Here is an 18,388-nt window from a genome sequence, read left to right on the forward strand (position 1 = left end):
GGTCAGCCGCTTCAGAGCGTGATGAGGTCCACGTCGATGATGCGGTCGTCGGCGAGGAGTTTCTCGCGGACGCTCTCCGGCACGTCGTCGTCGAGGTTGTAGACGGTCAGCGCCTCGCCGCCGGCCTTCGCGCGGCGGGCGTTGAACATCCCGGCGATGTTCACGTCGTTCTCGCCGAGGACGGTCCCGATGAAGCCGATGACGCCCGGCTTGTCGTAGTTGCGGGCGACGAGCATCTGGCCGTACGGGATGGCGTCGAGCCGGTAGCCGTTGATGCGGACGATGCGCGGGTCCTCGCCGGTGAACAGCGTCCCGGAGACGGTCATCTCTTCGTCGCCGTTGCGGACGGTGACGGTCACGAGGCTCTGGAAGTCGTCCGACTGGCGGGACTTCGACTCGACGACCTCGATACCGCGCTCCTTGGCGACCTGCGGGGCGTTGACGGCGTTGACCTGCCATTCGAGCGGCGCGAAGACGCCCTTCAGCGCGGAGGCCGTGACGAGTTCGATGTCCTCGCCCGCGATGTCGCCGGTGTACGTGACTTCGACTTCGCCGAGGCGACCGTCAAGCAGTTGGGCGGCGATTTTCCCGGCGGTCTCGGCGAGACCGATGTACGGCTGGATGCGCGGGAAGGCGCTCTCGTCGACCGAGGGCGCGTTGAGCGCGTTGATGACGGGTTCGTCGCGGAACGCGGCGACGATTTGGTCGGCCGTCGAGACGGCGACGTTCTCCTGTGCGGCCGAGGTGGACGCGCCGAGGTGCGGCGTGACGACCACGTCGTCGACGGACAGAAGCGGGTTGTCGGGCGAGACGGGCTCGTCGGCGAACACGTCGACCGCGGCCCCGTCGATGACGCCGGCGTCGACGGCCTCGGCGAGGGCGGCCTCGTCGACCACGCCGCCGCGGGCGCAGTTGACGAGGTAGCCGCTCCCCATCGTTTCGAGTTCGTCGGTGGAGATGAGCCCCTCCGTCTCGGGGGTCAGCGGCGTGTGGACGGTGAGGAAGTCGGCGCGGGAGAGGCAGGCGTCGAACTCGACGAGTTCGGCACCGAGCTGGTCGGCGCGCTCCTCGCCGATGTAGGGGTCGTAGGCGACGATGTCCATCCCGAGCGACGAGAACTTCTTTGCGACCTCTTGGCCGACGCGGCCGAGGCCGACGACGCCGAGGGTCTTGCCGTTGACCTCGTTGCCGAGGTAGTCGGACTTGGCCCACTCGCCGTCTTTCAGGCGGGCGTGGGCCTGCGGAATCGAGCGCGCGGCGGCGAAGCCCATCGCGACGGTGTGCTCGGCGGCGGCGCGGACGTTCCCCTCGGGCGCGTTGGCGACGATGACGCCGTGTTGGGTCGCGGCGTCGATGTCGATGTTGTCGACGCCGATGCCGGCGCGTCCGACGATGACGAGGTCGGGCGCCGCCTCGAACACCTCGGCGGTCACCTGCGTTCCGGAGCGGACGATGAGCCCGTTCGCGTCGGAGACGGCTTCGAGCAGTGCGTCACCTTCGACGTCGTACGCGGTCTCTACCTCGTAACCGGCCTCGCGTAACCGGTCCAGACCCGCGTCGGCGATCGGGTCCGTGACGAGTACCTTCATGCGGATAGGGTCAGACCCGCGCGGGTTAAGGGTTGTCACAACGGCCGATATCGTGACAGTGAGACTGTCTCGCACGGTTTGGGTCGCCCGACGTTCTCGCCCACTAGTATTATCCGCGCGAGTCCGATAGATTCGATAGATGGTCTTCCGCCCCGAGAACGCTTCGCCGGCGACGCAATCGCCCGAGGTGTCGCTTCCGGACACCGGGTCCGTGCTCATCGCCGGCCCGACGATGACGCGGAAGCGGCGGCTCATGCTCTCGATGCTCGCGGCCGGCGAGCGCGACGACGCGGGGACGGTCGTCGTGACGACGAAGAAGCCCGCTCCGAGCATCGCACAGGAGCTGTCGTACATCAGCGGCTCGCCCCCGGAGCAGTTCGAGGTCATCGACACGACGAGCGTCGCCGACCTCCTCGGCGACCGCGCCGACGCGGGGAACCTCCGGTACGTCTCCAGTCCCGCCGACCTGACCGGCATCGGCATCCACCTGACCGAGTCGCTCCGGGAGCACTACGAGGCGAGCCGGTCGGCCCGCGTCGGCCTGCACGTCCTCTCGACGCTCGTGATGTACACCGACCTCAAGCGGCTGTTCCAGTTCCTGCACGTCATCACGGGTCGTATCTCAGCGGCGGGGTTTACGGGCGTGTTCACGCTCGACACCGGCTTCGTCGACGAGCGCGAACTCGCGCTCCTCAAACAGCCGTTCGACGGCTTCGTCGAGACGCGCGACACCGACGGCGACCCCGAGTTCCGGGTCCGCGGCCTCGACGACGGCCCGCGGTCGTGGACGCCGCTTCGAATCTGAGGGCGCGTGACCGTCGTCTCTCGGTCGGTCTCACGAGAGGTGCGTCACCGCGAGGTCGACCAGCGGCGAGTTCGCCCGGTCGAACGTCGCGATGGCCCCCGACCACTCGTCGTGCGGATAGATGGCGACGACGACTTCGTCGAACCACCTGATGACGGCGTTCAATTGGCCGTAGTCGTCGAGCCCGGGTTCGTTGATGGGTTCGCCGAGCGCCTTCATCACGAGCGTCTTCACGCGCTCTGTACGGGCGTCAGCGTCGAGGGCGTCGTCGATGTCGTCGCGGAGATAGAGGAGTTCGAAACCCTTGCCGTCGTACTGACCGACCGCGCGCACGTCGGCGTCGTCGAGGTCGCGGAGGCTTCGGACGAACTGTCGGAGCGGGCTGTCGCTCCCGTCGCCGAAATCGTCGGACAGGTCGGCTTCGACGTCGCTGAGCGTCTCGTGTTCGGCGTCGTGGCGGTCGTCCATACGTGCTTGTCAGGGAAACGACCGATAAATAGCTGTGTGTGGCCTCTCCCCGCGTCTCGCCGGCGTCGACTCGCCAGCGTCTCTCCCTCGGCGCATAACTGCCGACGCGGAAGCTTTGAAACCCCGCGGCGACGACGGGCAGATATGCGCATCATCGCCTTCGACTTCGACGGCACGCTCTCGGACTCCGAGATGACGGTCCTCCTCGGCAGGAAGAACGGCACGGCCGACGAGATGGCGGACATCACCGAGCGGGCCATGAACGACGAGATGAGCTACGCGGAGAGCCTCCGGTCGCGCGCCCGCCTCCTCGAAGGCCTCGAAGCGGAGCTCGCCGAGGAGGCCTACGGCGAGGTCGAACTCCGCCCCGGCGCGGCCGACCTCATCCGGCGACTCCGCGACGACGGCCACCACGTCGCCATCTTCACCGGCGGCTTCGAACGCGGCGTCGAACGCGCGCTCGAAAAAGAGGGCGTCGAGGTCGACGACATCGTCTCGAACCGCCTGCCGGTGAAGGGCGGCCGACTCACCGGCGACGTGGAGGGGTCGCTCATCGAGGGCACGAAGGACACGGCGCTGGAAACCCACGCCGCCGAACACGACGTGTCCATGGACCGCACCGTCGCGGTCGGCGACGGCGCGAACGACCTCCCGATGCTCGAAGTCGCCGGCCTCTCGGTCGGTTTCGTCCCCAAGGACGCGGTCCGACCGGCCTGCGACGCCGTCGTCGCCTCCATGGACCGACTCGGAAAGCTCTTTGAGAGCCACGGGATGCTCGACGCCGACGAGTAGTCTAATTGTGGTCTGATAACACTTATCATACCTTGGCCCGTAGCCCCGCGCATGTCAATCAGCGACGTCAACACGCCCGAACTCTGGGTGGCGGGCTTCGCCTTCGTGGCCCTCGCGCTCGCCGCCCTGTTCGAGGGCGTCGTCCTCCTCGATTTCCACACACTCGGCGTCGACGAGTCGATTCCCGCGGCCGTGGCAGTCGTGGGGACGATGCTGGCGCTGTGGTGGTTCGACGACGGGTGAGTGCGACTGCGACTACAACCGCGACTCCGGCCCCGAACCGACGTTGAACCGCTCTTTCTGCGACTCCGCGGACCTCCGAGCGACGCGACCGAACCGGGACAACGATTAAGTCGACGTGTAAAGTACGCTTTACTGTAAAGCAAGCTTTCCACCCGGTCCCCCGCGACCGGCGCTTTACGCAGAACTATGACACAGGTCCAACGCTCATCGACGCCTCGGCTCTCCAGACAACGGCGGTACCGACGCCTGCTGTTCGGCTCCATCGGGGCGGGCGTCCTCGCCTCCCTCGCCCTCCGATTCCTCGACTACCCCGTGCTCGGGGAGGCCGTCTACTGGCTCGGTATCGTCGCCGCTCTCGTCGCCTGGCGCGGCACCGACGTCGCACTGTTCGACGAGCGCGACCGGTCGCTCGAACGGCGGGCGAGTCAGCTCACCATGACCGTCGCCGCGGTGGTCCTCGTCCTCGGCGCGTCCGCCGCCCGACTCGGCGCGACGCTCGGGCTGTTCGAGGTCTCGCCGTTCCTCTCGGGCGCGCTGTACGGCTACGTCGGACTGTTCGGACTCTTCGCCCTGTGCTACCTCTGGGTCCGCGCTCGGACATGAAAAACGGGCTCCGAACGCGCCGCGAGGCCGCCGACCTCAGCCAGGGCGAACTCGCCGAAGCGGTCGGCGTCACCCGACAGACCATCAACGCCATCGAGCGCGAGCGGTACGACCCCTCGCTCGAACTGGCGTTCAAGCTAGCGGCGTACTTTGGCTGTCACGTCGAGGACCTCTTCGAACCGGAGCTCGACGCCGACCTGACCATGTAAAAAATTATCTCGCCGTTTTTCCGACGCTTCCTCACCGATTCAGCGTGTGAATCGCCTGTCCGAGCGCGTTCTCGGCGGCCTCCATGACTGCCTCGGCGAGCGTCGGGTGGGTGTGGATGGTCGACGCCACGTCTTCGAGCGTCGCGCCCATCTCGATGGCGAACGCGAGTTCGGCGATTAGCTCCGAGGCCTCGGGGCCGACGATTTGCGCCCCGAGGACGAAGCCGGACTCCTCGTCGGCGACGACGCGGACGAAGCCGTCGGCGTGGTTCGTCGTCAACGCGCGGCCGGACGCCCGGAAGGGCATCTGGCCGACGACGGGCGTGAAGCCGGCCTCCTCGGCGTCGGCTTCGGTCATGCCGACCGTGCCGATTTCGGGGTCGGTGAAGACGGCGGCGGGGACGGCCTGACTGTCGAAGGCGACCGGTTCGCCGGCGACGTGCTCGGCGGCGACGATACCCTCTTTCGAGGCGACGTGCGCGAGCATCGGCGTGTCCTCGACCACGTCGCCGACGGCGTAGATGTGCTCCACGTCGGTGCGGCGGCACTCGTCGACCGAGAGGAACCCGCGGTCGTCGGCTTCGAGGCCGGCGCTCTCGATGTCCATCGTGTCGGTGACGGGCGAGCGCCCGACGGCGACGAGCACCTTGTCGGCGCGGTACTCGTTTTCCTCGCCGTCTTCGGTCTCGGTGGTCACCATGATTCCGTCGTCCTCGTCGCGCCAGCCGCTGGCTCCCTCGCCGAAGTGCATGTCGATGCCGAGGTCTTCGGCGCGCTCGCGGACGACGCGGGCCACGTCGGACTCGTAGCCCGGTAGGATGTCGTCGAGCATCTCGACGACGGTCACGTCCGCGCCGAGCTTGGCGAACGTCGTCGACAGCTCCATCCCGATGTAGCCGCCACCGACGACGACCAGCCGCTCCGGCACGGTGTCGGCTTCGAGGGCGTCGCGCGACGACCACACCGGCTCGTCGCCGAAGTCGAAGCCGGGTATCTGGATGACGCGTGAGCCGGTGGCGATAATGCAGTGTTCGAACTCGATGGTCTCCGAGCCCTGCCCCTCGCCGCCGTGGGCGATGCGGACGGCGTTTTCGTCTTTGAAGCGGGCGGTCCCCTCGACGAGGTTGACGCCGTTGGCCTTACAGAGCTTCTCGACGCCGCCGGTGAGCTGGTCGACGACGCCGCTCTTCCAGTCGCGCAGTTGCGACATGTCGACGACGGGGTCGGCGTGGATGCCCATCTCCTCGGCGTTGCCCGCCTCGTGGGCGAGGTTCGCGCCCGTGATGAGCGCCTTCGAGGGGATACAGCCGTAGTTGAGGCAGGTGCCCCCGTAGGCGTCCTTCTCGACGAGCGTCGTGTCGATGCCGTTCTGTGCGGCGCGGATGGCGGCGACGTAGCCGCCCGGCCCCGCGCCGATGACGAGCAGTTCGGTTCCGGTTGCGATGTCTCCGACGACCATTATTCTAACACCAGCAGTTTGGGGTCTTCGAGCAGTTCCTTGACGCGGTTCGTGAAGCGAGCGCCCTGCGCGCCGTCGACGACGCGGTGGTCGAACGACAGCGAGAGGGTGAGGACTTTTCGCGGCACGACCTCACCGTCGACGACCCGCGGCTTGTCTTTGATGGCTCCGAGCGCGAGAATCGCCACCTCGGGATAGTTGACGATGGGCGTCGCGTACTCGCCGCCGATGCCGCCGATGTTGGTGATGGTGAACGTCCCGCCGCGCATCTCCTCGGGCGCAATCTTGCGGTTGCGGGCCTTCTCGACCTTCTCGTTCATCTCGTCGGCGAGTTCGAGCATGCCCTTGCGGTCCGCGTCGCGGACGACGGGGACGAGCAGGCCGGCGTCGGTCGCGGCCGCGACGCCGATGTTGTACTCGTCGCGCAGGACGATTTCCTCGTTGTCCTCGTCGAGTTGCGAGTTGAGGTACGGGAAGTCCTTCAGCGCCGCGACGACCGCCTTCATCACGAACGGCATGTAGGTCAGTCGCGAGCCGCGGTCCTCGGCGACGGGCTTGAGCTGTTCGCGCAGTTCGACGAGTTCCGTCACGTCCACCTCGTCGTGGTGGGTGACGTGCGGCGCGGTGTACTTCGACCGTTGCATCTGGTCGCCGATGGCCTTGCGGACGCCCTTGTAGGGGACGCGCTCGCCGGCACCGGGGCCGGTCTCGGGCGGTGCGGGTTCACTCGCCGCGTCGCCCGTCGCCTCGGCGGTCGCGGCTCCGGCGTCGGGCTCGGCGGCCACCGCCTCGGCGTCCGCGGCCTGCGCCTCGCGCTGGGCCTGCGCGTACTCCGCGACGGCGTCGGGCGAGACGAACGCCTCGCCGTCGCGCATCTCGGTCGCGGGGACGGCGTCGATGTCCACGCCTTCCTCCTTGGCCAGCGCGCGGGTCGCGGGCGCGGCGAGCGTCTGCTCGCGGTCGGCGCTCTCGGCCGACGCGGCGGCGGACGCGGACGTTCCCTCGTCGCGCTTCGCGGTCGCGGACTTCCCGTTGGACTGGACGGTCCGCGGGCCGTTGGGTTCGTCGCCGTCGCCGTCGTCTTCCGCGGCGGCGCGAACGTCGCCCTCGGTCACGCGGCCGCTCGGGCCGCTCCCGTCGACGGAGTCGAGGTCGACGCCGAGTTCGCGGGCGAGGCGGCGGACGCTCGGCGGCGCGAACACGCGCCCGCCGGAACTGGAACCGTCGTCGGCGTCGTCGCTCTCGGCCGTCTCGGAATCGGCCGTTTCGGCGTCCGCGTCGGCGTCCGCGGCCTTGGCGGTCTCCTCGTCGTCGCCATCCTCCCGAATGGTGATGATGACGTCGCCGACGGGAACGACCTCGCCCTCCTCGGCGAGGAGTTCCTCCACCGTCCCGTTGAACGGCGAGGGCACGTCGACGAGCGCCTTGTCGGTCTCGACCTCCGCGAGCACCTGATCTTCGGTTACCTCGTCGCCCGGCGCGACGTGCCACGTTACGAGTTCGCCTTCCGCGACGCCTTCGCCGACGTCGGGGAGTTTGAATTCCTTGAGCGCCATCGTTCAGAAGTTCACCGCCTCACGAATACCTTCTTCGACGCGGGCGACCGAAGGGAGGTAGTAGTCCTCCAGCGCGTACAGCGGGTACGGCACGTCGTAGCCCGCGACGCGCTTGACTGGCGCTTCCTGGTAGAGGAGCGCCTCTTCCTGAATCGTCGCCGTGATTTCGGCCCCGAGGCCGCCGTTCTTCGGGGCCTCGTGGACGACCACCGCGCGGCCGGTCTTCTTGAACGACTCGACGATGGTCTCGCGGTCGAGCGGCGAGATGGTGCGGATGTCCACGACCTCGGCATCGATGCCCTCCTCTTCGAGGTTCTCGACGGCTTCGAGCGTCGGGCGCGTCATCGCGCCGAAGGTGAACACGGACACGTCCGTCCCCTCGCGGCGGACGGCGGCCTCGCCGATGGGGACCGTGTAGTCCTCCTCGGGGACCTCGCCGCGGAACGCCCGGTAGATGAGCTTCGGCTCCATGAAGATGACCGGGTCGGGGTCGCGGATGGCGGAGATGAGTAGTCCCTTCGTGTCGTACGGCGTCGAGGGGATGACGACCTTCAGGCCGGCCTCGTGCGCGTAGAACATCTCCTTGGACTCCGAGTGCGACTCGGGCGCGCGGATGCCGCCGCCGTATGGCGCGCGGAGCACCATGGGGAGCGTGTAGCGCCCGCGGGTTCGGTTGCGGAACCGCCCCATGTGGCTCACGATTTGGTCGAAGCCGGGGTACATGAAGCCGGAGAACTGAATCTCGGGGACCGGTTTCAGCCCCATCGCGGCCATGCCGATGGCCGTGCCGACGATGCCCGACTCTGCCAGCGGCGTGTCGATGACGCGGTCGCCGCCGAACTCGTCTTTGAGGCCCTCCGTGGCCCGGAAGACGCCGCCGTTCTTGCCGACGTCCTCGCCCATGACGAGCACCTCGTCGTCGAGGTTCATCTCGGTGTAGAGACCGTCCCGTACCGCCTGCACGATGGTGAGGTTCTGACTGCTCATTCTCTGAGGAATCCTTCGTCGCCGAACTTCTCGCGGAGCGCTTCGAACTCCTCGTACTGCGCTTGAATCTCCGGGGTCCGCTCGGCGTAGGCGTAGTTGAACATCTCGCTCGGGTCTGGACGCGGGTCGGACTCGGCCGCCTCGATGGCGTCCGCGACCCGCTGTTTCACGTCTTCCTCGATGGACTCGACGGTCTCGTCGTCGATGCGGCCCGTCTCGCGGAGGAACGACTCCAGCCGCGGAATCGGGTCTTTCGCCTTCCACTTTTCGACCTCGTCGTCGTCGCGGTAGACGGTGGGGTCGTCGGCGGTCGTGTGCGCGCCGAAGCGGTACTGGACCGCCTCGATGAGCGTCGGGCGGCCCTCGCCCTCGCCGGGGTTTTTCGCCTTGTCGAGCGCCGCCTTCGTCACGGCGTAGACCGCGAGCGGGTCCATTCCGTCGACCTGCACGCCGTCGATGCCGTAGGCGGTCGCCTTCTGGGCCAGCGTCTCGGCGGCGGTCTGTCGCTCCCGCGGCACCGAGATGGCCCACTGGTTGTTGTTACAGAAGAAGACGTTCGGGGTGTCGAAGACGCCCGCGAAGTTCAGCCCCTCGTGGAAGTCGCCCTCGGAGGTCGCGCCGTCGCCGAAGTAACAGATGACGGCCGTGTCGTCGTCGCCGCGGAGCTTCTTCGCCCACGCCGCGCCGGTCGCGTGCGGAATCTGCGAGGCGATGGGGACCGCGGGCGGAAAGAGGTTCACGCCCTCGGGCATCTCGTTGCCCTTCTCGTGGCCCATCCAGTACAGAAGCGTCTGCTTCAGCGGGAGCCCCCGGAGCAACGACGCGCCGTGTTCGCGATAGCTCGGGACCATCCAGTCCTGTTCGTCGAGCGCGAGCGCGCTCCCGATCTGTGCGCCCTCCTGTCCCGACAGCGGCGGATACGTCCCCATCCGCCCCTGGCGCTGGAGACTCACCGCCCGCGTGTCGAAGTGTCGGGCGAGACGCATGTAGCGGTACATATCGACGAGCGTCTCGTCGTCGACGTCGGGGACCTCGCCGACGACGGTCCCGTCCTCGTCGAGCACTCGTACCTGGTCCTGCGGGTCGCGTTGAAGCACGCTCACGGGAGAACCCTCCTGTTCATGGCAAAATCGACACCCGCCGGCGTTATATTGTTTTCGTATATAATTTACTTTGGATCGGAATATTGCGTCTCGCGCCGTGCTATGTAAACTCATGCGAGGTAAAATTGGACATTTTCGCTTCTAAACGATTCTTCCTGACGTTCATTAGTGTGAACCCACACATCACCGAGAAATAATCGGAAATATCGACAGCATTGCAGGACCGTTTCGGGGCGGGCGCGGGGTCGGACCCGGTCAGTCGGGTCGCGCCGACGCGGGCGGAGCGGCGGACGCAGTCGGCGCGGCGGGCGCGGACGTTACTGTCCGGCGGCCGCGCGGGCGGCCTGTCGCGCCTCCTCGAGGCTCGACCCCTCGCGGAGGAGCGCGTCCACGAACAGTTCGCCGGCCTTGTACGACGACCGGACCATCGGGCCGGACGCGCAGTAGAGGAAACCCAGTTCGTCCTCCGCGACGCGCCGCCACGTCTCGAAGGCGTCGGGGTGGACGTACTCGAACACGTCGAGGTGGCTCCGAGAGGGCTGGAGGTACTGGCCGAAGGTGACGATGTCCACGTCGGCCTCACGGAGGTCAGAAAGGGTCTGGTAGACCTCGTGGGCGTGCTCGCCGAGGCCGAGCATGACGGAGGTCTTCGTGTGGATGTCGGACTCGTCTGTCACCTGCTGGAGCACCGAAAGCGACTGCTCGTAGCCGGCGCGGCGGTCCCGAATCGGCCACTGGAGGCGCTCGACGGTCTCGATGTTGTGGGCGATGACGTCGGGTCCGGCGTCGATTATCTTCCGGACGTGTTCGGGGTCGCCCTGGAAGTCGGGAATCAGCACCTCGACGAGCACCTCGGGGTCGCGGCGCTTGATCTCGCGGATGGTCTCGGCGAAGTGGGCCGCGCCCTGGTCCGGCAGGTCGTCGCGGTCCACGGAGGTCAACACGACGTAGTCGAGGCCGATTTCGGTCACCGCTTCGGCGACGTTCGCCGGTTCGTCGGGGTCCAGCGGCTCCATCCCGCCGGTCGTCACGTCGCAGAAGTTACACCCGCGCGAGCACCGGTCGCCCATGAGCATGAACGTGGCCGTGCCGGGACCGTCGCGGCCGCTCCAACACTCACCGAGGTTCGGGCAGTTCGCCTCCTCGCAGACGGTGTTGAGGTTCCGGTCCCGGAGCGTCGATTTGATATCGGTGAAACGCCGGCCCGATGGCGGTCGCATCTTCAACCAGTCTGGCTTCCGCCGCGTTCGCATAGGCAGTTCTTGCGCGGCGACGGGCAAAAACGTGAGGATTGGTCCGCCGTCTGTCGGGTTGGCGGTAGAACTCCTCGCCGAGACGACCGAACCCGCGTCCCAGTGACCTTGCCCAGCAGACACACGTCCCGTGGTATCACGCCTCGTTCAGAATCATTCAAACGGACGATTCTATCACGGAAATCGAAACGTTCGGTTCGCATATGTCACGACTTTCCATCAAACACCATGTACGACCGTGCTAAATATATCACATAACTGAAAAACTTATATTCGAGTAAAGACTTCTATCGAGTATGAACTGGAAACACCGCCGCAACATGACGACGGCCGAATCGAAGAAGCACGAGGCCACCGCGGGGACGAACTGGTCGTTCATCGCCGCGCTCGCCGGCGCCGCGTAAGCGGTCGGCGCGTCGGTCCTCGACGCCGCCTCCCTACCACTCCCCCGACCAACCTCACCCCCCGTTTTCCGTCTGTTCGACGCTCCCGAGCCGCCGCGCCGGATGGAGAAACGCCTTTCCCCACGGACGACTCGGCTTCGTGTATGACGCTCGTCTTCGTCTCGTCCCCGACGCCGGCGCACACCCGGAGGTGCGCCCAGTGAAAGTCGCCGAGGCGGTCCCCGAGTTCGCAGACGCCTTCGGGTTCGAGGAGTTCAACCGGATGCAGAGCGAGGCGCTCCCCGCCATCCTCGACACCGACCACAACGTCGTCGCCTCCGCGCCCACCGCCAGCGGGAAGACGGCGCTCGCCGAACTCGCCATCTGCCGGACGCTCCGCGACGAGGGGACGGCGCTTTTCATCGCGCCGCTCCGCGCGCTCACCACCGAGAAGGAGACCGAGTGGGAGCGCTTCGAGGACCTCGGCTACTCGGTGTACGTCGTCACCGGCGAGCGCGACCTGAACCCCCGGCGGGCCGCCCGCGCCGACATCCTCGTGATGACGCCCGAGAAGACCGACTCCGCGACCCGGAAACACGACTCCGCGCGCTACTCGTTCATCGAGGACGTGGACTGCGTCGTCATCGACGAGGTCCACCTGCTGGATTCGGAGACCCGCGGCGGCGTCCTCGAAGTCACCGTCTCCCGGATGCGCCGCATCTGCGACCCTCGAATCGTCGCGCTGTCGGCGACCATGCCCAACATCGACGACGTGGCGGCGTGGCTCGACGCACCCGCCGAGACCACCTTCGAGTTTGGCGACGACTACCGCCCCGTCGACCTCCACGCTGGCGTCAAGACCTACTCCCACGGCGAGAACTCCTTCGCCGACAAGTACCGCCGGCTCTACCGGGCGTTCGACCTCGCGGAGCCGCACATCCGCGACGGCGGCCAGTCGCTCGTCTTCGTCTCCTCGCGGCAGGACGCCGTCCGCGCGGCCGCCAAGGCCCGCGACGAACTCGCAAAGCGCGACGTGCCCATCGGCGCGCGCGGCGACTACGACTTCCACAACGAGGCCAAGGAACTGAGCAACGACTCGCTCGCCAAGGGCGTCTTGGACGGCGTCGGCTTCCACCACGCCGGCCTCTCGCGGGACGACCGCGAGGCCGTCGAGGAGTGGTTCAAGGAGGGCAAGATTCAGCTCCTGTTTTCGACCTCGACGCTCGCGTGGGGGGTGAACCTCCCCGCCCGCTGTGTCGTCATCCGCGACACGAAACACCACGACCCGCTCGAAGGTGAGGTGGACATCTCGCCGCTCGACATCCTCCAGATGCTCGGCCGCGCGGGCCGCCCCGGCTACGACGACGTGGGCTACGGCTGGGTCGTCTGCGACCGCTCGGACCAGAACAAGTACCGCCGCCTGCTCCGCGAGGGCAAGGAAATCGAGTCGCGGCTCGCAGAAGACCTCGACTCGCACCTCAACGCCGAAATCGCCATGGGGACCATCCGCGACCTCGACGACGTCATGTCGTGGCTGGAGACGACGTTCTACTACCGCCGGGCGCAGTCGAACCCCGCGGCCTACGACTTCGAGGACCTCCGCTCGCGCGTCCGCGACGTGCTCGACCGCCTCGTCTCCCGCGGGTTCGTCGAGATGGACGACGACCTCTCAATCGACGCGACCCCGCTCGGGCGGCTCACCTCGAAGTACTACCTCCGGCTCGGGACCGCCTCGCGCTTCGCCGACCTCGCGGAACGGGACCGCATCACCGCCGACGACATCCTCGAAACCGTCGCGGGCGCGGCCGACTTCCGACAGGTGTCGGCGCGCCAGTCCGAGGTGGACGCCGTCGATTCCGTGCTGACGGGCGTCTCGACCACGCTCGAAGACGGCCCGAAGAAGGTGCTCGCCATCCTCCACGCCAGCATGGCGAACTCGACGCCGAGCGAACTCCGGAGCGACGCGTGGGTCATCAAGCAGAACGCGCTCCGACTGCTCTCGGCGCTCCGCGAGTTCCTCGACACCTTCGTGGACGCCCGCGCGGCCAACCTCGCAAAGCGCGTCGAGGCCCGCGTCGACAACGGCGTCAGCAGTGACGCCGCGGCGCTCACGGCCGTCGACGGCATCGGACCCGGCCGCGCGCGAAAGCTCGCAACTGGCGGGCTCTCGACCCCGGCCGACGTGGTCGACGCCGGCGTGAAAGAGCTCACCCGCGCGGGTCTCGCGCAGGGCGTCGCCGAGCGCGTCATCGAGAGCGCGAAGGACCTCCCCGCGCCCGACGTCGACTGGGGGGCGTTCCCCGAGTCGGTCGCCCGCGGAGAGAGCGACATGCACGACATCCGCGTGCGAAACGACGGCGGCGGCGGCTCAGTCGGCATCCGCGTCACCGTCAACGACGTGGAGATGTCGGCGAAGACGTGCTACCTCTCGGACGACGTGACTGTCCCCGTCGGCGTCTTCGGCGCGACGGACGACGAACTGGAGTTCACCGTCGAAGTGACGTTCCCCGACCTGCCGCTACTCCCGATTCGGGAGTCGCGGACGGTTCGGGTCGACTAGCGGACACCGCGCGGACTGCCGATTTCTGGTCGCGTTTCGTCTACTCCTCGCCGAGCAACGCCGCCCGCAACTCTGCGGGGCCGTCGACGATTTCGTTCGCCCGCGAGAGGTCGAGGTCGGCGTTCTGTCCGCCGCGGTAGGCGATGGTGTACGCGCCGGCCCGCACGGCCGCCTCGATGCCGTGTATCGAGTCCTCGATGACGACGCAGTCCTCGGGGGCGACGCCGAACTCGGCCGCGGCGTGCTCGTAGATGTGGGGTTCGGGCTTGCCGGGGTCGTCGATGTCGTCGGCCGAGAGCACGAGGTCGAGCGGGTCGAGGTCGAACCGCTCGCGGACGGTCGAAATCCAGTCCTGCGGGGCCGACGAGACGATGGCCACCCGCTTGCCCGCCGCACGGAGGTCCGAAAACAGCTCCTCCGCGCCGTCCATCAGGACGACGTGTTCGCCGTAGACGCCCTCGGCGTTCTCGTGGTACGCCGCGACGAACTCGTCTTTCGTGACGGTCGTCCCGTACTCCGCGTCGAGGTAGTCGTATATCTCGCGGAAGTTCATCCCCGTAATCTCCTCGTGGTCGGGGTCGCCGGACTCGATGGCGTCGGCGAACACCCACTCGTCCTCGAAGGCGTGCCAGTACTGCTCGGAATCGACCAACACTCCGTCCATGTCGAACAGCACGACGTTCGCGTCCATGGTTCGCCCTCGGCCGCGGCCGACCAAAGACCTTCGTGCCGCGGCATGCCCGGTGAACCCTCGCACGTAGGTTCAAACCGGAACCGGCGACCACCCCGCCGCATGGATTCGATACGCGTCTTCGCCGGCGACTGCACCGTCAACTTCGAAGGCTCCCGCGACCGCACCCAGCGCGGCCGAGTCGTCGTCGTCGCCAAGCCCGACCGAACCGTCCTCGTCCACGACGCCGGGGGCTACCAGCCCGTCGCGTGGCTGACCCGCGCCGACTCGCTGACCGTCGAGTCCGGGCCGGGGTCGTTCGGCCTCGTGGCCCGCGCGGGCGACCAGACGCTCACCGTCGAGTCGAACGACGTGACCGGCCGCGCCGAGTACCCCGCGAGCGACGCGGGCGTTCCGGTCGGCTTACATCCCGACACCGGCGACCCGCTCGTCAGGACAAACGGGTCCGTCGTCGCCCTCGACTCGGGGACCGAGTACCGCCTGCCGGCGGGTTCGACCGTCCTCGACGAGACGTGCGACGACTGCGGCCTGCCGGTGATGCGCGTCGAGCGCGGCGCGCCGTTCGAGGTCTGTATCGACCGCCGGTGCGACCCGCTGGACGACCACGTGAGAGACCGCTTCGACGGCGAGTGGTCGTGTCCGGACTGCGGGTCCCCCCTCCGAGTCATCCGGCGGAGCGGCCGCCTGCTCGCCGGCTGTGACGCCTACCCCGAGTGCGAGACGGCGTTTTCGCTCCCCGCGGGCGTCGTCGTCGACGACTGCGACTGCGGCCTGCCGACGTTCGAGACGAGTCGCGGCCGGCGGTGTCTCGACTCGACCTGCGAGGTCCGATGAGTCGAGACGAGGGCCGGCGGGCGTGGCCCCGTCGCTGGCGACACGGCCGGCCGCGAGGGACGCGTCCGCACCCGCGACGAGCAGACGGTGGCGGCGGTCCCGACGCTCTCGCGCGCCGCGCCGCCGGCATCGCAGACCCTTTGTCGTCGCCGCGCCCCGATTCGGGTATGCAAGGACGCCTCGAAGACGGCGTCGTCCACCTCCCGGGCGACGCTCGACAGCGGTTCCACGACTCCCGCGGCTACGGGAGACCCACCGGCGGCGACGACTTGGAGGTCGCGCCCGTCGAGGCCGCCCACCTGCTCTCGCGGGACGATATCGACGGCGTGGACGGGATGGGCCTGCGCGAACTCGTCGCGCGCACCGGAACCACCCTCGACTTCGTCGTCTACAAAGACCTCCGCGACCGCGGGTTCTATCTCTCGCCCGCCCGCGACGGCTGGCCCGGCGTCGATGACGCCGCCGGCGCGGACTTCCTCGTCTACCCCCGCGGGAAGGGGCCGTGGGACGGCGAGGTCGAACACCGCGTCCGCGTCGTCGGCGAGCGCGAGAGCATCCCCGTCGCGTCGCTCGGGGATGTCGTCCTCGCCATCGTCGACGAGGACGGCGACCTGACCTACTTCGACACCGCGGGCTACTCCCCCGAGGGGACGGCCGCGGAGGACCTCCCCGCCGCCCTCGACGCGGAACTCCTCTCGGACCGCGCGCTCGTCTGGGACGGCGTCGACCGGCTCTACCAGCGCGGCTTCTTCGGTCAGCGCCTGTACGGCAGAAACGCCGACAGCGGCCCGCTCCAACTGTCGCTTCTCGAAGCCGCCTACCTCGCCCGCGCCGACGCGCTCGCCACCGACGAGAGCGACGTGGTCTCCCGCGGCCGCGACGTGGAAGGCGACCGATTCGACCGCCGACTCGCGGTCTACACCGCGCTCAGGGGGGCCAAGACCGTCCCCAAGAGCGGCTTCAAGTTCGGCTCCGACTTCCGCGTCTACACGGACTTCGAGTCGGTGTCTGACCTCTCGCACTCGGAGTTCCTCGTTCGCGTGGTCGCGCCCGACCACACGTTCGTCCCGCGGGACCTCTCGCTCGACGTGCGCCTCGCCGGCGGTGTCCGCAAGCGAATGGTTTTTGCGCTGACCGGCGACAACGGAGAGATAGACTGGCTTTCGGTCAGTCGGCTCACGCCATGACAGACGACGAACCCGCGGAGCGCATCCGCACCGATGGAGGCACAGCAGAGGGGAAAGACGGGGAGGTGTCGGAGACACCTCTTGCAGACGGCGGAGCCGTCGACGAAGTCGCCCTCGACCCGTGGGGCTCGTCGACCGTCTCCGACTACCGGAAGCTGTTCGAGGAGTTCGGCATCGAGGAGTTCGACGAGGTGCTCGACGAGGTGCCGAACCCGCACTACCTGATGCGCCGCGGCGTCATCTTCGGCCACCGCGACTACCGGCCGGTGCTCGACGCCATGCGAAACGGCGACGACTTCGCCGTCCTCTCGGGGTTCATGCCGACGGGCGACCCCCACATCGGCCACAAACTCGTCTTCGACGAGATAATCTGGCATCAACAGCAGGGCGGCGACGCCTACGGCCTCATCGCGGATATGGAGGCCCACTCCGCCCGCGGCATCCCGTGGGACGAAATCAACGAGCACAGCCGCGACTACCTGCTGTCGCTCATCGCGCTCGGCTTCGACCCCGAGGCGGGCGAACTCTACCGGCAGTCGGACAACGACCGCCTCCAGCGGCTCGCGTTCGAACTCGGCGGGAAGGCCAACTTCTCGGAGTTCCAGTCCATCTACGGCTTCGACGGCGAGACTAACGTCTCGCACATGCAGTCGGTCGTCACGCAGATGGCGGACATCCTCTACCCGCAGTTGGACGACCCCAAGCCGACGGTCATCCCCGTCGGGCCCGACCAGGACCCTCACGTCCGGTTCGCCCGCGACCTCGCCACCCGGATGCGGTTCTTCAAGGTGACCGAGGCGTTCGCGAGCTTCGAACTCGCCGACGCCGAGCGCCCGCTCGTCGCGGCCGCCCACGACGCCCGCGAGGAGTACGCCGAGGACGGCGACGTGCCGCGATGCGGCGAGGCGGCCGACTGGCTCGCCGACGCCGACCTCGACGCGGCCGGCGTGCTCGTCTCCGAGTCGGTCCGCGAGTCGGCGGTCGAGAAGCTCGAAAACGCCGGGATGGAACCGCTCCGCCCGCGGATTCGCTTTTTCGCCCGGCAGGCGACCGACGAGGCGTTCGAGGCGCTCATCGAGGTCATCGAGGGCGAAAAGCGCCGGTACGACCAGCACATCGACGCGTTCGACGTGGGCGTCGACGAGGCCGAGGAACTCGCCCGCGAGGTCGAGGCCCACCACGGCGGCTACGGCTTCATCCCGCCGTCGTCCATCTATCACCGCTTCATGACCGGTCTCACCGGCGGCAAGATGTCGTCGTCGATTCCGGCGAGCCACATCTCGCTTCTCGACGCGCCCGAGGAGGGCTACGACAAGGTGAAGTCGGCGACGACCGGCGGCCGCGACACGGCCGAAGAACAGCGCGAACTCGGCGGCGAGGCCGATAAATGTCCGGTGTACGAGCTGTACGCCTACCTGCTGACGGGCGACGACGACGAACTCGCAAAGGAGATCTACGACGAGTGCGTCGGCGGCGAGCGCCTCTGCGGCGGCTGTAAGGAGCAGGCGGCGACGATGATGCGCGAGTTCCTCGAAGACCACCACGAAAAGCGCGAGGAGGCCGAGGCGGTCCTCGACTCGCTGGACATCGACCTAGAGACGGAGCGGCGCGGCGTTGCCGCCGAACACTAGCGAGGCAGTGGCTCGTGGCGTCTGAAAGACGACGC

The 18,388-nt window shown here is 68.0% G+C and carries 17 protein-coding genes; 9 read left to right on the forward strand and 8 right to left on the reverse strand.

Annotated elements, in window-relative coordinates:
* Positions 1-11 precede the first annotated feature (11 nt).
* A complete protein-coding gene (gene serA / locus ACFQI8_RS13665; protein ID WP_390245665.1) occupies positions 12-1,589 on the reverse strand; it encodes a phosphoglycerate dehydrogenase in 1,578 nt (525 codons plus the stop codon).
* A 139-nt stretch (positions 1,590-1,728) separates the two neighbouring features.
* On the opposite strand from serA, the gene ACFQI8_RS13670 reads away from it, so the two are divergent.
* Positions 1,729-2,394 carry a DUF7504 family protein gene (locus tag ACFQI8_RS13670; RefSeq protein WP_390245667.1) on the forward strand — a complete coding sequence of 222 codons (666 nt, stop codon included), beginning with the start codon at positions 1,729-1,731 and terminating at the stop codon, positions 2,392-2,394.
* A 30-nt stretch (positions 2,395-2,424) separates the two neighbouring features.
* On the opposite strand, the gene ACFQI8_RS13675 is transcribed toward ACFQI8_RS13670, so the two are convergent.
* A complete protein-coding gene (locus ACFQI8_RS13675; protein ID WP_390245669.1) occupies positions 2,425-2,862 on the reverse strand; it encodes a DUF7522 family protein in 438 nt (145 codons plus the stop codon).
* Positions 2,863-3,006: 144 nt separating this feature from the next.
* Here ACFQI8_RS13675 and serB point away from each other — a divergent pair, with 144 nt between their 5' ends.
* The 4 genes from serB (at position 3,007) to ACFQI8_RS13695 (ending at position 4,709) form a co-directional block, all read left to right on the forward strand.
* Positions 3,007-3,654 carry a phosphoserine phosphatase SerB gene (gene serB / locus ACFQI8_RS13680; protein ID WP_390245671.1) on the forward strand — a complete coding sequence of 216 codons (648 nt, stop codon included), beginning with the start codon at positions 3,007-3,009 and terminating at the stop codon, positions 3,652-3,654.
* Positions 3,655-3,705: 51 nt separating this feature from the next.
* Positions 3,706-3,897 (forward strand): hypothetical protein, encoded by a 192-nt coding sequence (locus tag ACFQI8_RS13685; RefSeq protein ID WP_390245673.1) that lies wholly within the window; start codon positions 3,706-3,708, stop codon positions 3,895-3,897.
* Positions 3,898-4,083: 186 nt separating this feature from the next.
* On the forward strand, positions 4,084-4,500 hold the full coding sequence (locus tag ACFQI8_RS13690) for a DUF2178 domain-containing protein (protein ID WP_390245675.1): 417 nt from the start codon (positions 4,084-4,086) through the stop codon (positions 4,498-4,500).
* Entirely contained in the window at positions 4,497-4,709 is a 213-nt protein-coding gene (locus ACFQI8_RS13695; protein WP_390245677.1) for a helix-turn-helix transcriptional regulator, read from the forward strand. Before ACFQI8_RS13690 ends, ACFQI8_RS13695 begins: the two co-directional genes overlap by 4 nt.
* Before the next feature lie 31 nt (positions 4,710-4,740).
* On the opposite strand, the gene lpdA is transcribed toward ACFQI8_RS13695, so the two are convergent.
* The 5 genes from lpdA to lipA all read right to left on the reverse strand — a co-directional run bounded on the left by lpdA (position 4,741) and on the right by lipA (position 11,067).
* Positions 4,741-6,168: a dihydrolipoyl dehydrogenase gene (gene lpdA / locus ACFQI8_RS13700; protein WP_390245679.1), complete on the reverse strand. Its 1,428-nt coding sequence runs from the start codon at positions 6,166-6,168 to the stop codon at positions 4,741-4,743.
* Positions 6,168-7,724, reverse strand: coding sequence for a dihydrolipoamide acetyltransferase family protein (locus ACFQI8_RS13705; RefSeq protein WP_390245681.1), 1,557 nt, complete (start codon positions 7,722-7,724; stop codon positions 6,168-6,170). The genes lpdA and ACFQI8_RS13705 overlap by 1 nt, the downstream gene beginning before the upstream one ends.
* A 3-nt stretch (positions 7,725-7,727) precedes the next feature.
* On the reverse strand, positions 7,728-8,711 hold the full coding sequence (locus ACFQI8_RS13710) for an alpha-ketoacid dehydrogenase subunit beta (RefSeq protein ID WP_390245683.1): 984 nt from the start codon (positions 8,709-8,711) through the stop codon (positions 7,728-7,730).
* Positions 8,708-9,814: a pyruvate dehydrogenase (acetyl-transferring) E1 component subunit alpha gene (gene pdhA / locus ACFQI8_RS13715; RefSeq protein ID WP_390245685.1), complete on the reverse strand. Its 1,107-nt coding sequence runs from the start codon at positions 9,812-9,814 to the stop codon at positions 8,708-8,710. Before pdhA ends, ACFQI8_RS13710 begins: the two co-directional genes overlap by 4 nt.
* A 317-nt stretch (positions 9,815-10,131) precedes the next feature.
* Complete coding sequence (gene lipA / locus ACFQI8_RS13720) at positions 10,132-11,067, reverse strand: lipoyl synthase (protein WP_390245687.1); 936 nt, start codon at positions 11,065-11,067, stop codon at positions 10,132-10,134.
* Between the two features lie 603 nt (positions 11,068-11,670).
* Here lipA and ACFQI8_RS13725 point away from each other — a divergent pair.
* Positions 11,671-14,010: a DEAD/DEAH box helicase gene (locus tag ACFQI8_RS13725; protein ID WP_390245722.1), complete on the forward strand. Its 2,340-nt coding sequence runs from the start codon at positions 11,671-11,673 to the stop codon at positions 14,008-14,010.
* 40 nt (positions 14,011-14,050) lie between these two features.
* Here the strand turns inward: ACFQI8_RS13725 and ACFQI8_RS13730 are convergent, their stop codons facing one another.
* A complete protein-coding gene (locus ACFQI8_RS13730; RefSeq protein ID WP_390245689.1) occupies positions 14,051-14,701 on the reverse strand; it encodes an HAD family hydrolase in 651 nt (216 codons plus the stop codon).
* Positions 14,702-14,803: 102 nt separating this feature from the next.
* On the opposite strand from ACFQI8_RS13730, the gene ACFQI8_RS13735 reads away from it, so the two are divergent.
* The 3 genes from ACFQI8_RS13735 (at position 14,804) to ACFQI8_RS13745 (ending at position 18,353) form a co-directional block, all read left to right on the forward strand.
* The gene (locus ACFQI8_RS13735; RefSeq protein ID WP_390245691.1) at positions 14,804-15,535 is read left to right on the forward strand and encodes a DUF91 domain-containing protein; all 732 of its coding nucleotides are present in this window, start codon (positions 14,804-14,806) and stop codon (positions 15,533-15,535) included.
* Between the two features lie 167 nt (positions 15,536-15,702).
* Positions 15,703-16,722, forward strand: a complete 1,020-nt coding sequence (gene endA, locus ACFQI8_RS13740) for a tRNA-intron lyase (RefSeq protein ID WP_390245693.1) — start codon at positions 15,703-15,705, stop codon at positions 16,720-16,722.
* Positions 16,719-18,353: a tryptophan--tRNA ligase gene (locus ACFQI8_RS13745; protein WP_390245695.1), complete on the forward strand. Its 1,635-nt coding sequence runs from the start codon at positions 16,719-16,721 to the stop codon at positions 18,351-18,353. The genes endA and ACFQI8_RS13745 overlap by 4 nt, the downstream gene beginning before the upstream one ends.
* Positions 18,354-18,388 lie beyond the last annotated feature (35 nt).

Source organism: Haloferax chudinovii (genome assembly GCF_042663345.1).
GTDB lineage: Archaea > Halobacteriota > Halobacteria > Halobacteriales > Haloferacaceae > Haloferax > Haloferax chudinovii.